The following is a 13,781-nucleotide window of genomic DNA, read 5'->3' as shown; positions in this document are numbered from 1 at the left end:
CATGGCGACGAAAGAGACTATAAATCCATACCCCTGGCGACGGTTTTATCCGAAGGAGGTACCGGACGAGATCAACCCGGATGCATATCCATCACTGGCGTCGCTGTTGGAAGAAGGATGCCAGCGATTCAAGGACCGTCCTGCCTACGCGTGTATGGGCAAACAGATTACGTTTGGCGAGTTGGATAAGCTATCGGAACAGTTTGCATCATTTTTGCAAAATGATTTAAAACTCCAGAAAGGCGACCGAATTGCCATTCAAATGCCCAATACGTTGCAGTATCCGGTGGCTATGTTTGGCGCATTACGGGCTGGGCTGGCGGTCGTTAATACAAATCCGCTGTATACGCCCCGTGAAATGCAACACCAGTTTAAGGACTGGGGTCGAAAGCCATTGTAATACTGGCCAATTTTGCGAGTAATCTGGAAAAAATCATAGACCGGACGGATATTCAGCACGTAGTTGTTACGCAACTTGGTGACTTGCTGGGATTTCCGAAGAAGCAACTTGTTAACGCTGTTGTCAAATACGTTAAAAAGCTGGTTCCTGCCTATAGCCTGCCTAACGCCATTTCATTCAACGATGCACTGAACCGGGGAAGTACACAACCCTTCCGACCCGTATCCATAAAAAATACCGATCTGGCCTTTGTGCAGTATACGGGTGGCACCACGGGCGTCTCGAAGGGCGCCATGCTAACGCATCGGAATATTATCGCCAATGTAGAAGGGCAGAATTACTGGATGCAGCCCGCTCATATTCCTGATGGCGAAGGCATTATTGTGGCGGCCTTACCCCTTTATCATGTCTACGCGCTGACGACAAATGCCCTGGCAGGATTAAAAAGTGGTTCCATGAACCTGCTGATCACAAATCCGCGTGATCTGAACGCTTTTATCGACGATCTGAAAAAGTATAAAATTACAGCCTTTACGGGCGTGAATACGCTCTATAACGGCTTATTAAATCATCCGCGAATCGGGGAAGTGGACTTTAGCCATCTGAAAGTTACCTCAGCCGGCGGAATGGCGCTGCAAACATCTGTGGCGGAACGCTGGGCCAAGCTCACAGGAAACACACCCTGCGAAGGATACGGCCTAACCGAAACCTCTCCCGTTCTTTGCTCAAACCCAATCGACGGTACGGTTCGGGTCGGAACCATTGGTATTCCCTGGCCGAGCACCGACATGAAAATCATTCGGGAAGATGGCACGGATGCACCTGTTGGCGAAGCCGGTGAAATTGTAGCCAGAGGACCTCAGGTTTTTAAAGGCTATTACAATCGGCCCGAAGAGACAGCCAAGGCCATGACGGGCGACTGGTTTAAAACTGGCGACGTAGGCGTAATGAATGATGACGGTTTCTTTAAAATCGTCGATCGCAAGAAAGACATGATTCTGGTATCCGGATTCAACGTCTATCCAAATGAAATTGAGGATGTTGTCTCGCAGTGCCCCGGCGTATTAGAAGTCGCCTGCATTGGCGTTCCCGACGAAAAATCGACAGAAGTTGTCAAAATATTTGTCGTTAAAAAAGACCCGGCGCTTACTGTTGAAACCATTAAAGCATTCTGTCGGGAAAACCTGACTCCTTATAAAGTGCCCCGGATCATTGAGTTCCGTAGCGAGTTGCCAAAATCAAACGTTGGCAAAATTCTTCGTCGTCCGTTACGGGACGAGGAAATGGAAAAACTCAAAAAATAAAATACCAGGTTTCATGTTCCGAGAATGGATTTCTCCTGAACATGAAACCTGGACGTTATACGCTCCTATCGATTACGCTACAACAATAACTGGAGCGGTCGGCTTGCCGTCGAGCGTCAGAAGTTCCTGCTGAAAACCTTTCACCTGTTTGATAAACCGGCTGGCCTTCCGGCGGGAGATATCAACCCGATCGCCATTGACCAGACTTACGCTCATCTGCTGCCGGTCGGGCACTATACTTTCCAGATACAGGAGGTTGATAATATTTTTTTTGTGAGGTCGGGCAAATACTTTCGGCGATAAGCGGCTTTCCATTTTTTTCAGCGTCAACGAAACCATCAGCTGGCTTCCGTCGGCAAAATGAAAAACGGTGTAGTTCCCCTCCCCTTCCAGCCGCACAATACGGTGCATGGGCATTTTTCGGCGGTGTCCAACAAAAGGAAGGGTTAGATCTGACATGCCCAGTTGCCCGGCAATTTGCTCAAGGTGAATAGCAGTAAGAGGCTTAGCAAGTAGAGTTGCTTTCATAGTTAATCAATAAAGGGTGTGAATAATGTGACGTAGAGGGTTGTTTAGATTGACAAACCCATGCGTCTAAGTTTCTACAATAGCAAGTTTACACAAATTTCATTATCAAGCAATTAGCTACGTATAAAAAGATTCCTACAAAGACGCTCGGGTTTATTTACAAATAAATACTTGTATAATTTTAGCCTCCTGACAACGGGTAAATCAGGCATGAATAACACCGTACGCGAACTTATTACGGCTCTTTAACCTTGACTATCTCAAAGAACAAGTTTCATAGAATTAGCATGGCAACCTTGCTTGATTTAGTCGGTAATACCCCCCTGGTAGAACTGAATCGCCTAAATCCCAACCCTCACGTTAAATTATACGGCAAACTTGAAGGCAATAACCCAGGCGGCAGCGTAAAAGACCGGGCTGCAACCAGCATGATTCAGGGCGCTCTGGCCCGGGGCGAACTAAAACCAGGAATGACCCTCATTGAAGCCACCAGTGGCAACACGGGGATTGCCTTAGCCATGATTGCCCGCTTATATGACATCCCAATAGAACTCATCATGCCGGAAAACTCCACTCGTGAACGGGTTCTGACGATGGAAGCTTTCGGTGCAAAAGTGATTCTAACCGAAACGATGGAAAGTGCCCGTGATTTTGCGGAGGCACAGGTTCGCAAAGGAGGCTATTTTCTGCTTAATCAGTTCGCCAATCCCGACAATTATCTGGCGCATTACCGGACTACAGGCCCTGAAATCTGGCGGGATACGTCGGGGCAGATTACGCACTTCGTTTCGTCAATGGGCACCACAGGAACCATTATGGGCACGTCGCGCTACCTGAAAGAACAGAATTCTGATGTGCAGATTGTGGGTTGTCAGCCTACCGACGGCTCATCAATTCCTGGCATTAGAAAATGGCCGGTAGAGTATCTGCCGAAAATATTTGAGCCACAACGGGTAGATCGAGTTATGGAAGTGTCGACTGAGGAAGCAACAGCCATGACACGTAAGCTGGCGAACGTAGAGGGCATTTTTGCGGGTATGAGCAGCGGTGGGGCCGTTCATGCCGCCGTCGAGCTGGCCAATGAGCTGGAATCCGGCGTAATTGTTTGCATCATCTGCGACCGGGGCGACCGTTATCTTTCGTCAAATCTATTCGGTTAATCATACTGCCATCTCTTCGGGTCGACGTACGGAATCTTTTTCACATACGTCCAACCCGCAGGGGCGACTCTACATTATCTTTGCGCTTATGTACAAGCGTATTATCCTACCGTTTCTCTTCCGCTTCGACGCCGAAACGATTCACCACACTGTATCGACTTTACTGAAATTCGTTCTGGCTATTCCAGGGTTCTCAACCATCTGCCGAAAATGGTACGTACTGGAAGACAAGCGGTTAAACCGGACCGTATTTGGTCTTACCTTTCCAAATCCCGTTGGTATGGCGGCCGGGTTCGATAAAAATGCGGATCTGGTCAGTGAGCTGAGCGACTTAGGATTTGGTTTTGTTGAGATTGGTACCGTAACGCCCCGTCCGCAGCCCGGCAATCCGAAGCCTCGCCTGTTCCGTCTGAAAGCCGATTTAGGCTTGATTAATCGCATGGGGTTCAACAACAAAGGGGTAGGCCCGGCGGCTGGCCGGCTTCGTCAGTTTGGCCAGAACCGGGGCAATCGCCAGGTGATAATAGGAGGGAATATTGGTAAGAACAAAGACACACCTAATGAAGAAGCGCTGAGTGACTACCTCATTAGCTTTCGCGAACTATTCGATACGGTCGACTATTTCGTTGTGAATGTCAGTTCGCCGAATACACCGGGGCTGCGGGATTTGCAGGAACGCGAGCCCCTCACAAAACTGCTTACTGCCTTGCAGCAGGAAAACAAACAACGCCCAAACGCAAAACCCATTCTGCTCAAAATTGCCCCAGACCTTACCAATGGTCAGTTAGATGATATCATTGCCATAGTGGCTGAAACGGGTATTGCTGGTGTCATTGCAACAAATACAACCATCAGCCGCGAAAACCTGATCACCGATCCATCTACTGTTTCCCAGATTGGAGCGGGCGGTGTAAGCGGGTTGCCGCTACGTGAGCGGGCTACTGAGGTGATTCGTTATCTGCACCAGCAGTCAGGTGGTTCATTCCCCATCATTGGGGTTGGGGGTATCTTTTCGGTTGAGGACGCCCAGGAAAAACTCAACGCTGGTGCCAGTCTGATCCAGGTGTACACCAGTTTTATTTATGAAGGTCCGGGGCTGGCAAAAAAAATAAATCAGGGAATACTGAAAGCCTTGTAGAGCCGCACAATAGGAAGGTTTAGGATTATCCAACTTTAGTTTACATTTGTGAAATGTAAAATCAAATTCCCGTGGTTTTTCGTTAAAAAAAAAGGAAATTTACCTGCCGCATAGTCCGACCCCAACGCATGGCACAGCCAACGACATCTCCACGCCAGAATACTCTCCGACGTCCTGTTGAACGTAACGAACCTCGCCCTCGCTTAACCAATGGTACATCAGGTAGTGGGCCCCGGCGACAGTCGTTCAATTGGGGAGCCGCTATCGACCGATGGTTTACAGATCAGCGCTCAACCCTAACGCTGGGCGTTTTGCTGATGGTGATTGCCATTGGCTTACTGTTTGCCTTCATTTCTTATTTGATGACTGGCTCGGCTGATCAGAGCGTAGTCGGCGCTGCGTTTACCCAGCCAGTAGCCGAGGCTGCTACCGAGACACGCAACTGGGTTGGGTTGGTTGGTGCCTACGTAGCGCATGTCTTTGTTTTTCGCTGGTTTGGCGTGGGCGCGCTGGCTTTCCCGATCATTATTTTTCTGGCTGGCTTCAAATTGACATTTGGCTATGAACTACTCCCACTGAGCCGAACCACTACTGCGCTGCTCTTTGCGGCCGTATGGTGCAGTCTTATCCTGGGTTATATCGTACTTGCGACCAACTCTGTCGAAACGGCCAGTGTGTGGTGTGGGGGCATCGGCTACGAGGCCAACGTAGCCCTTTACGGTCTGTTTGGCTGGGGAAATCTGGCCTTTATCGGATTTTTACTGTTCTTCTTCGTCGTTTATTTTTTCGATGTCCGCAAGATTAGTGTGCCTGATTTTTCACGTATCAGTCAGCCAAGACCCAAGAAACGTAATGATAGCCCACTACAAACGTATGAGGAGAGCGAGCTGGAACTGGACGAAGAACAGGAACCAGAGCCCCACTATCAACCGGAACCTGACTATTCGCCAATTAACCAGGAGGAGCCGCATGTCAATGGAATAGCTACCAGTGAAATTATCCCAGACAAAGCGCCCGCCGTCGATTCAGTAATTCCGACAACAACAGGGGTTACTCTGACTATTAAAAACCGGGATGCTGTCTCTGATACGTCGGCCGATGAAGAACTTGTTACAACACCGGTTTCGGCAGTTGAACCCGACCCGTTTGAAGATGATGATTTAGTGTCGGTTCATGGATTATATGATCCAACGCTTGATCTGCCCCAATATCAGTATCCTACAAATGAATTGCTGGTTGATTACCAGAACAGCCGAAAAGCCAATGTGTCGGATGATGAGTTGACGGCCAACAAAGAACGTATTGAAACGACCCTGCGCAACTTCGGTATTGAAATAGATTCAATCCAAGCGTCTATTGGCCCCACTGTCACCCTGTATGAGATTGTACCCGCCAAAGGTGTACGTATTTCGAAAATCAAGAGCCTGGAGGATGATATAGCCTTGAGCCTATCGGCGCTTGGTATCCGTATTATTGCCCCGATGCCCGGTATGGGCACCATTGGGATTGAGGTGCCCAACAAGAACCGTGAGATGGTTTCGATGCGGTCGGTTATTACAAGTGACGTATTCAACAACAGCAAATTTGACTTGCCGGTTGTACTGGGTAAAACCATCTCGAATGATATTTACGTAGCGGATCTGGCAAAAATGCCCCACTTACTTATGGCCGGGGCTACAGGTCAGGGAAAATCCGTTGGCTTGAACGTACTGCTTACCTCTCTGATTTATAAGAAGCACCCCTCGCAATTGAAGTTGGTGCTGGTTGATCCTAAAAAAGTGGAGCTTACGTTGTTTAATAAGCTGGAACGGCACTTTCTGGCTAAGCTCCCTGATTCAGAGGAACCCATCATTACCGATACGAAGAAAGTCGTCAATACGCTGAATTCATTATGTATCGAGATGGACAACCGGTACAACCTGCTTAAAGATGCGGGTTGCCGTAATTTAAAAGAATACAACGCGAAGTTTGTCAAACGGCGGCTGAACCCCGAAAAAGGCCATCGCTTCTTACCGTACATCGTGTTGATCATTGACGAGCTTGCCGACCTGATGATGACGGCGGGAAAGGAAGTCGAGCAGCCCATTGCACGACTGGCGCAGTTGGCTCGCGCTATCGGTATTCACTTGGTAGTGGCAACCCAACGCCCGTCGGTCAACGTTATTACAGGGCTTATTAAGGCCAACTTCCCGGCTCGGTTGTCGTTTAAAGTAACCTCAAAAATTGACTCACGAACCATTCTGGATACGGGTGGTGCCGAACAATTGGTTGGTCAGGGGGATATGCTGTTGTCGTCAAACTCCGACATTATTCGTCTCCAGTGCCCATTTGTCGACACCAATGAGATTGAAGAGATTTGTGAGTTTGTAGGCAACCAGCGCGGCTACGATGACGCGTATGTTCTGCCTGAATTTGTCGGTGACGACGGCGGACAAAGCGATGATAAAGATGTCGACCTCGCCAACCGGGACCCAATGTTTGATGAAGCTGCTCGGCTGATTGTTATCCATCAACAAGGCAGTACATCCCTGATTCAGCGTAAACTTAAACTGGGTTACAACCGTGCCGGACGTTTGGTCGATCAGTTGGAGGCCGCTAAAATTGTCGGCCCGTTTGAAGGCAGCAAGGCTCGCGACGTACTGGTAGCCGATCTACAAATGCTGGAAGAAATGCTCAAGCGGCTAAAAGGGGAATAGCCAGCCTGCATCGAGTGCGCTTTCAGCAAAAAGGAAGTGCGTCCAGCCAACTTCGTTAAACTTTTCTGACGTTTTCTGGTCTCTATTACAAGCAGAATAGTCGCAGGAAGCGATTCATAATCTTGCATTTACGAGTAATATTTATAAAAATGAAGAAAATAGTTTGGATGCTTAATCTGGCGTTAGTCGTAACGCTACCTGCCATGGCTCAAAAAGATAAACGAGCTCAGCAGATTCTGGATGCGATGAGTAAAAAATATCAAGCACTGAAATCCTATCAGGCTGCCTTTACATACGCTAGCGCGGGAGCGGGTACGAAAGAATCCTATAAAGGCGATTTGACCGTAAAAAATGAAAAATTCCGGCTGGTGTTGGGAGGGCAAGAAGTATTTACCGATGGAAAAACGATGTCGACTTACATCAAAGAGTCTAACGAAGTAAACGTACAGGACTATGAAGGCGGCACCAGCAGCGAATTAAATCCGACTCAGATTTATTCTATCTATAAACGTGGCTTTAACTACCGTTTTTTGAAAGAACAAAAACAGGGTGGCCGGACAGTTGAAGTAATCGAGTTGACACCGAATCGCCCAAAAAGCCCGATCTCAACCGTGGAAATTTCGGTCGACAAAGCTGATAAGTCAGTACGTAACTGGTTGATTATTAATAAAGATGGCAAACGTACGTCGTATACCATTACTAAGTTCACCCCCAACGTAAATGCCCCCGACGCCTTATTCGTCTTCGATAAATCAAAATATCCGGGCGTTGAGGTTGTGGACCTGAGGTAATGGCCAAAACGTAAAATATAAAAAGCGTAAGCCAGAAGTTACCCGATATTGACGTGGGTGGCTTCTGGCTTACGCTTTTTATACTTTCGCTCCGAATGCCAGATCGCCTGAGTCGCCCAGGCCGGGAACAATATAAAAGTGTTCGTTAAGGTGATCGTCGATGGCGCCGAGCCAAAGATGGCATTGAGGTAGTCGCTGCTGAACGTAACGAACTCCTTCCGGACTGGCAATAATGGCCGCAATGTGCGTTTGGGCTGGGATACCGTAACGTAGCAAAGCATGATACACTTTTTCGAGCGAACGACCAGTGGCCAGCATTGGATCGCACAGAATCAGCACTTTACCGCTCAGGTCGGGACTGACAATGTAATCCATAGCAATTTCAAACTCATCATTTCCGTCGGGCACATACCCACGATAAGCACCAGCAAAGGCGTTCTCGGCTTGATCAAAATAATTGGCAAACCCCTGATGAAAAGGCAAACCTGCCCGAAGAATAGTAGCCAGAACTGGCTGCTGCCGAAGCACTTGCGTATTGGCAATACCTAGTGGTGTTTGCACCGATACGTTTTGATAGGTTAACTTTTTTGAAATCTCGTAAGCCATCAATTCACCAAGGCGTTCCAGATTACGTCGAAACCGCAGACGATCCTGTTGAAGAGAAACATTACGGAGTTCGGCCATAAACTGATTAGCCAGAGAGGACTGCTGTGCAAAGACAAACATAGAAACAGGGGTTCGTTCGCTCTAAATTAGCCGCAAGGTTAGCGTATATCCAAACCAATTCCCTAATTTAAGCGATTCATTTAGTACACTGAGTCTGTAAAAAGCACGACCGGCTCGACAGTCAGTAATTTACATGCGCTGCAACGTTTACGTTTTCTGTTGTCTACTTCTTTCGTTAACTGCTCGGGCGCAGAGCCCTTTTGTACCCCTCAACGCAGATTATTATCACCTTATCGACCGGCTTGAAATTCGGCAGAATCGTTGGGCCGACGGTTTCCATAGTACGGTAAAGCCCTACAATCGGGAGAGCATTATTCAACTGACAGATAGTTTGTTATCGCACCCCGGCCGCGATTTTTCAGATTCTGATTACTTCAATTTCGATTATCTGCGTAATGACAGTTGGGAATGGGTCAATCCCCGAGATTCGATACGGCTGGACCCCTTTACTAAGTACGTTCGCCAGCCGGGTGCACCAGGCGATAGCCGCCAGCCTGTTCTAAAGCACTTTTTTCATAAAAAAGCCGATTTCTATAATCTGCAAACGCCCGATGTTGATCTGCACATCAACCCGGCCGTATATGTTGGTTTTGGCCTCGATAATCGGTCGGGGCAATCGGATGAGTTGACCAGCAATCAGCGTATGTTATTCGTAAATACGCGGGGGCTGGAAATACGCGGTTCTATTGGCCGTAAGCTGGGTTTTTATACGTTCTTTTCCGATACGCAGGCATCCTATCCTGAATACGTTCGCCAATACGGGAAAATCTATTCGGGCGACTCCACCAATTCGGCACCCGGCGAAGGCTTTGTGAAACCCTTCGGCTCCAGCGGAGCTGTCGATTATTTGTCGGCCCGAGGCTACATTACGTTTAATGCGCTCAAGGTCATCAATATTCAATTTGGGCACGACCGGAATTTCTTTGGTAACGGTTTTCGGTCATTATTACTCTCCGACAACAGCCCGCCCTATCTATTTCTGAAATTATCGACCCGTTTGGGCAAACGTATTCAATACACAAACCTGTTTGCTTCTTTGCAAAACAAGCAGGCTCCTTTGCCAAAGGGCGAACATTTGATTCCCCAAAAGTTCACGGCCATTCACCACCTGAGCATCAACCTGAATGACCACATGAACCTGGGCATATTTGAAGCCGAAGTGTTTAGCCGGGATCGATTCGACATTAGTTATTTAAATCCGATCATTCTGTACCGTTACGTTGAATCGAGTCAGGGGAGTGCCGATAATGCCATGATTGGTATCGATTTTAAGGCTAATTTCCTCTCTCAATTTATGGTCTACAGTCAGATCATGATCGATGAGTTTCGGCTTGGCGCCTTACGGGAGGGCAGAGGAGACTGGACCAATAAATTTGCAGTACAGGTAGGGGGCAAATACATCGATGCCTTCAACGTTCCTAATCTTGACCTGCAAGCTGAGCTGAATCTGGCCCGCCCGTTTACGTACTCCCACGAGTCGACACCTAGCGTCAATTCGGGTCAAACCAATTATGCTCATTATAATCAACCATTAGCGCATCCCCTGGGCGGAAATTTTCTGGAAGGCATCGGTATTGTACGCTATCAGCAAAAGCGCCTGACGGCCAACGGCATATTTGGTCTGATGATGTATGGCGCAGATCCAGCACCCGATATTAATTACGGAGGGAATATTTTAAAGGATTATAATGGCCGTATACGTGACGAAGGCAATTTTATTGGTCAGGGCCGTAAAACAGTCATTACGTACATTGACGCGAGAGCTTCGTATATGATTCGGCATAACATATTTCTGGAAGGCCGTTATCTGTATCGGTTCCAGGACAGCCAGTATCGCCCCGATCGATACACCGATCAGGTAGCCAGCTTCGCACTTCGCTGGAATATTCCTTATCGAAACTTGGTGTTCTGAAAACTGGCATAAGTCGAAAAAGTCAGTAGACCTAAGTAAGTTTGCAATCTTGTAATTCCTCTGCGGTTACAAGGCTTTACGATTTTACGACTTTTATGCTTGATCTCATACGTAGCGAACTGACCGAAGCCCAGTCCGTTTTAGATACATTTCTCAGCAATCCCGCTCATCTCTCAGCCATTGAACAGGCGGCTATATTGATGGCCAATGCCCTTAAAAATGGCCATAAAATTATTTCGTGTGGCAACGGTGGCTCGCATTGCGATGCGATGCATTTTGCCGAAGAACTTTCGGGACGTTACCGTGGTGATCGTCGCTCTTTGGCCGCTATTGCCATTTCGGATGTCAGCCACATCTCCTGCGTAAGTAATGATTATGGCTACGAATTTGTCTTTTCCCGATTTGTCGAGGGCTTAGGCAATCCGGGCGACGTACTGCTTGGCCTCAGTACCAGCGGTAATTCGGCTAATGTCATCCGGGCGGTTGAAGCAGCCCGCCAGAAAGGTATGCAGGTGGTGCTGCTAACTGGCAAAGACGGGGGAAAACTGGCTGGTCAGGCTGACGTAGAAATCCGCGTGCCTCACTTTGGATACGCCGACCGTATTCAGGAAATCCACATAAAAGTGATTCACCTGTTTATATTGCTGATTGAAAAGCAGGTCATATAAACCGCATGGGCCGCCCATGCGGTTTAGAATTGCTTCAGATACGATAGCTTTCCAATGATGTGCTGCTCCTGCTGACGATCGGTAGCCCGGAGCGAACCGGCATAAGTGCCGTTATTATAAACGATGTACAGAAAGGATAAGGGCTGAAATTCCCAGGCAAGCCGAATGTTCCAGACGTTTTTATCGGTATACGTATTACGCTGGAAAAAGCTGATTAACTGTAATCTTGGATTAACGGCCATTCGGCTTTCGATGCTGTATAAGCCAATGGTACCGGTATAACCTCCTACCCGATCAAAATTGTTTACCTCTCCGCTTAGTGTAAACGACATATGTGGAATAGGAGCCAGTACCATCGAGCCACGGCCGTAGTTGAGCTGACCATCATAATAGCGACCTGTTTCACCATTTAGCTGAAAGGACAGTTTTTTTGATGGATCGGTGCTAAACATGATCTGATAACGAACGTAACGATACTTGCCCGAAGCTATATTCAAACTCAAAGGACGATAATCGCCGTCGTCTAAACGCTGAAAAGTAGGGTTCACAAACAGACCGATATTGCCGCCATTCTGAAACGTCAGCCAGACCGGATTCATGTTGTACTGCGCTTCCTGTAAATAGCCCGTCGACGCTTTATGATAGAGTTCTAGAAAAGCGCCTGGCTCAAAACCACGTACCCATCGGGGCAACCAACGGCCGCGATTAACCAGATAGGCACCCGGCGTTGTTGCAATCACGTCATTACGTGACACGAAGCCCATTTCAGGATTAAAGTTTCTCGTTACTATCGACTCCGTCCACCAGGCGACAATCTGATTTGTTCGATACATCAGCTGACTGTACCCTGCCATTCCCCGATCAGCACCAGTTGAGCCTAGGGTATTGATTACCATAGCGCTGTAAGATAAGGTCTGGTTCAGCCGAAAAAATCCGTCAAGGGCAATGGTTGCATTCTGGCGGCCGGTAAGGCTATCAGCAGCGTGTACATTTTTTAGCGTAACCAATCCACCAATTCGGTTCTGACGACCTACATTCTCAACGTAACGTCCAACAGCAAAGTCCGTTGTTGGGCTTCCGGGTATACCACGCTGGCGAATGAGCATACCTCCGTAATTTCGGTTAAGTGACCTGTACACTAAGCGGGCTCCAGCATCTATCGGCACAGGGGTACTCGTACCATCCGGAAGCGTTGCCAATCCGATTGTCCGGCTGAAAAAGGGCTGAATAATCATACTCCCCCCTTCGCCTGTGTTAGCGTTTCCTGGTAAACCCGCGCCAAACAAGCTCGCATTTTCCAGAAAGAAAGCTCTACGTTCTGGAAACAACACCGAAAACCGAGTAAGATTATTTACCTGGCGATCTACATCGGCTTGTGCGAAGTCGGTGTTCAATGTCAAATCAAGAACTGTGTTCGGATTGATGGCCCATTTTACATCGCCACCTAATTTGATCTTTGCGCTCTGAGTATGTCCGATTTCGGTACCATTGAAGCGATCATCGCTGAGTAATACGTAGGGCTGCACGCGAATGTTGGGCGAAGGTGGCGGGGGCTTCAACCCCATAATCAGGCCAGCGTATGCCACCCGGCTTGATGTAAACGCCCGCGGATAAGGTGACCAGGCTGACAATTCGTTTGAATAACGCCGGTTGCGGAAGAAGTTGATCCCCCACGACTGCGTAGAATCGGCCGAACGGGCGTAACGAAGCGTTTGCCACGGAATCTGTATTTCGGCTACCCAGCCTGAATCGGTGCGACTGGTACGTACTTTCCAGAAACCATCCCAATCGATATCGTTCAACACATCGTCGAACGAGAGCAAATCCCGTTGTGTTCCGTACGGATTCGTGGCGAACGTCATGGCATTTCGACGGTCATTAAACCCATCGATGACAACGCCAAAGAGGTCGTTAGCCATTGTAGAAAAATCACGCTTGAAGTTTGGCGTTCGAATGGCTTTGCGACCCAGCGTGTCGTAATTGATAGCAGCTACGTAAAGAAAGTGTCGATTATATAACACCCGGACGTCTGTATCAAAAGTAGCCGGACGGCCCTGCTTAGGATCAACTTGTACAAATCGGTTAACCGGCTTTGCCCGTTGCCATTCAGGTTCATCCAAATGCCCGTCTACTTTGAGTTTATCACTGATTTCAACTGCCTGTATGATTCTAGGCTTTTTGGGTGGAGCAAAAATTACCGCCTGGCCTGTTGTTACCTGCCCGTTCAGCCTCTGTTGATCAATTGCGCCATCCCGCGCTGTGTCGGGTTGAACGACATCCGACTGCGCCGTATTGGGTACCGTAGAATTGGTTTGTGCGAAGGAATAAAGCGGAAGTAAGGCTAAAATGAGCCAACAGCGAACAATAAAGGATAACATTGAGGTGGAGGTATTATCCACCAAAATTAAGCAACAGGCTTTGGTCGAATCAGATTGTTGAGGTTGAACGGTCGATACAG

General features: G+C 48.1%; 9 protein-coding genes and 1 pseudogene. 7 read left to right on the top strand and 3 right to left on the bottom strand.

The genetic code is table 11. From position 1 onward, the window contains the following. Position 1 precedes the first annotated feature (1 nt). Positions 2–1,704: pseudogene (locus tag LN737_RS06270) on the top strand (AMP-binding protein). Between the two features lie 72 nt (positions 1,705–1,776). Here LN737_RS06270 and LN737_RS06265 read toward each other — a convergent pair. Beyond that, the gene (locus LN737_RS06265) at positions 1,777–2,232 is read right to left on the bottom strand and encodes a LytTR family DNA-binding domain-containing protein (protein WP_405517165.1); all 456 of its coding nucleotides are present in this window, start codon (positions 2,230–2,232) and stop codon (positions 1,777–1,779) included. Positions 2,233–2,519: 287 nt separating this feature from the next. On the opposite strand from LN737_RS06265, the gene cysM reads away from it, so the two are divergent. The 4 genes from cysM (at position 2,520) to LN737_RS06245 (ending at position 8,017) form a co-directional block, all read left to right on the top strand. Further along, the gene (cysM, locus tag LN737_RS06260; RefSeq protein WP_405517163.1) at positions 2,520–3,392 is read left to right on the top strand and encodes a cysteine synthase CysM; all 873 of its coding nucleotides are present in this window, start codon (positions 2,520–2,522) and stop codon (positions 3,390–3,392) included. Between the two features lie 88 nt (positions 3,393–3,480). Next, complete coding sequence (locus tag LN737_RS06255; RefSeq protein ID WP_405517161.1) at positions 3,481–4,530, top strand: quinone-dependent dihydroorotate dehydrogenase; 1,050 nt, start codon at positions 3,481–3,483, stop codon at positions 4,528–4,530. A gap of 128 nt (positions 4,531–4,658) precedes the next feature. After that, positions 4,659–7,226: a DNA translocase FtsK gene (locus tag LN737_RS06250; protein WP_405517159.1), complete on the top strand. Its 2,568-nt coding sequence runs from the start codon at positions 4,659–4,661 to the stop codon at positions 7,224–7,226. A 149-nt stretch (positions 7,227–7,375) separates the two neighbouring features. Then, positions 7,376–8,017: an outer membrane lipoprotein carrier protein LolA gene (locus LN737_RS06245; RefSeq protein WP_405517157.1), complete on the top strand. Its 642-nt coding sequence runs from the start codon at positions 7,376–7,378 to the stop codon at positions 8,015–8,017. 78 nt (positions 8,018–8,095) lie between these two features. Here the strand turns inward: LN737_RS06245 and upp are convergent, their stop codons facing one another. Beyond that, entirely contained in the window at positions 8,096–8,743 is a 648-nt protein-coding gene (upp, locus tag LN737_RS06240; protein WP_405517155.1) for a uracil phosphoribosyltransferase, read from the bottom strand. A 133-nt stretch (positions 8,744–8,876) separates the two neighbouring features. Between upp and LN737_RS06235 the strand changes: the two genes are divergently transcribed. Then, positions 8,877–10,655, top strand: a complete 1,779-nt coding sequence (locus LN737_RS06235) for a hypothetical protein (protein ID WP_405517153.1) — start codon at positions 8,877–8,879, stop codon at positions 10,653–10,655. A gap of 95 nt (positions 10,656–10,750) precedes the next feature. Further along, on the top strand, positions 10,751–11,323 hold the full coding sequence (gene lpcA, locus LN737_RS06230; protein WP_405517151.1) for a D-sedoheptulose 7-phosphate isomerase: 573 nt from the start codon (positions 10,751–10,753) through the stop codon (positions 11,321–11,323). Between the two features lie 23 nt (positions 11,324–11,346). Here the strand turns inward: lpcA and LN737_RS06225 are convergent, their stop codons facing one another. Beyond that, positions 11,347–13,701, bottom strand: coding sequence for a carbohydrate binding family 9 domain-containing protein (locus LN737_RS06225; RefSeq protein WP_405517149.1), 2,355 nt, complete (start codon positions 13,699–13,701; stop codon positions 11,347–11,349). Positions 13,702–13,781: the final 80 nt, after the last annotated feature.

It is taken from the genome of Spirosoma sp. KNUC1025 (genome assembly GCF_045160025.1).
Lineage (GTDB): Bacteria > Bacteroidota > Bacteroidia > Cytophagales > Spirosomataceae > Spirosoma.
The sequence above is the reverse complement of the archived record's forward strand: the minus strand, read 5'-3'. Positions and strand labels throughout refer to the sequence as shown.

Excerpts from the sequence above, each read along its gene's own strand:
- LN737_RS06265 (WP_405517165.1), bottom strand. The coding sequence starts at position 2,232 with ATGAAAGCAACTCTACTTGCTAAGCCTCTTACTGCTATTCACCTTGAG.
- cysM (WP_405517163.1), top strand. The coding sequence starts at position 2,520 with ATGGCAACCTTGCTTGATTTAGTCGGTAATACCCCCCTGGTAGAACTG.
- LN737_RS06255 (WP_405517161.1), top strand. The coding sequence starts at position 3,481 with ATGTACAAGCGTATTATCCTACCGTTTCTCTTCCGCTTCGACGCCGAA.
- LN737_RS06250 (WP_405517159.1), top strand. The coding sequence starts at position 4,659 with ATGGCACAGCCAACGACATCTCCACGCCAGAATACTCTCCGACGTCCT.
- LN737_RS06245 (WP_405517157.1), top strand. The coding sequence starts at position 7,376 with ATGAAGAAAATAGTTTGGATGCTTAATCTGGCGTTAGTCGTAACGCTA.
- upp (WP_405517155.1), bottom strand. The coding sequence starts at position 8,743 with ATGTTTGTCTTTGCACAGCAGTCCTCTCTGGCTAATCAGTTTATGGCC.
- LN737_RS06235 (WP_405517153.1), top strand. The coding sequence starts at position 8,877 with ATGCGCTGCAACGTTTACGTTTTCTGTTGTCTACTTCTTTCGTTAACT.
- lpcA (WP_405517151.1), top strand. The coding sequence starts at position 10,751 with ATGCTTGATCTCATACGTAGCGAACTGACCGAAGCCCAGTCCGTTTTA.
- LN737_RS06225 (WP_405517149.1), bottom strand. The coding sequence starts at position 13,701 with ATGTTATCCTTTATTGTTCGCTGTTGGCTCATTTTAGCCTTACTTCCG.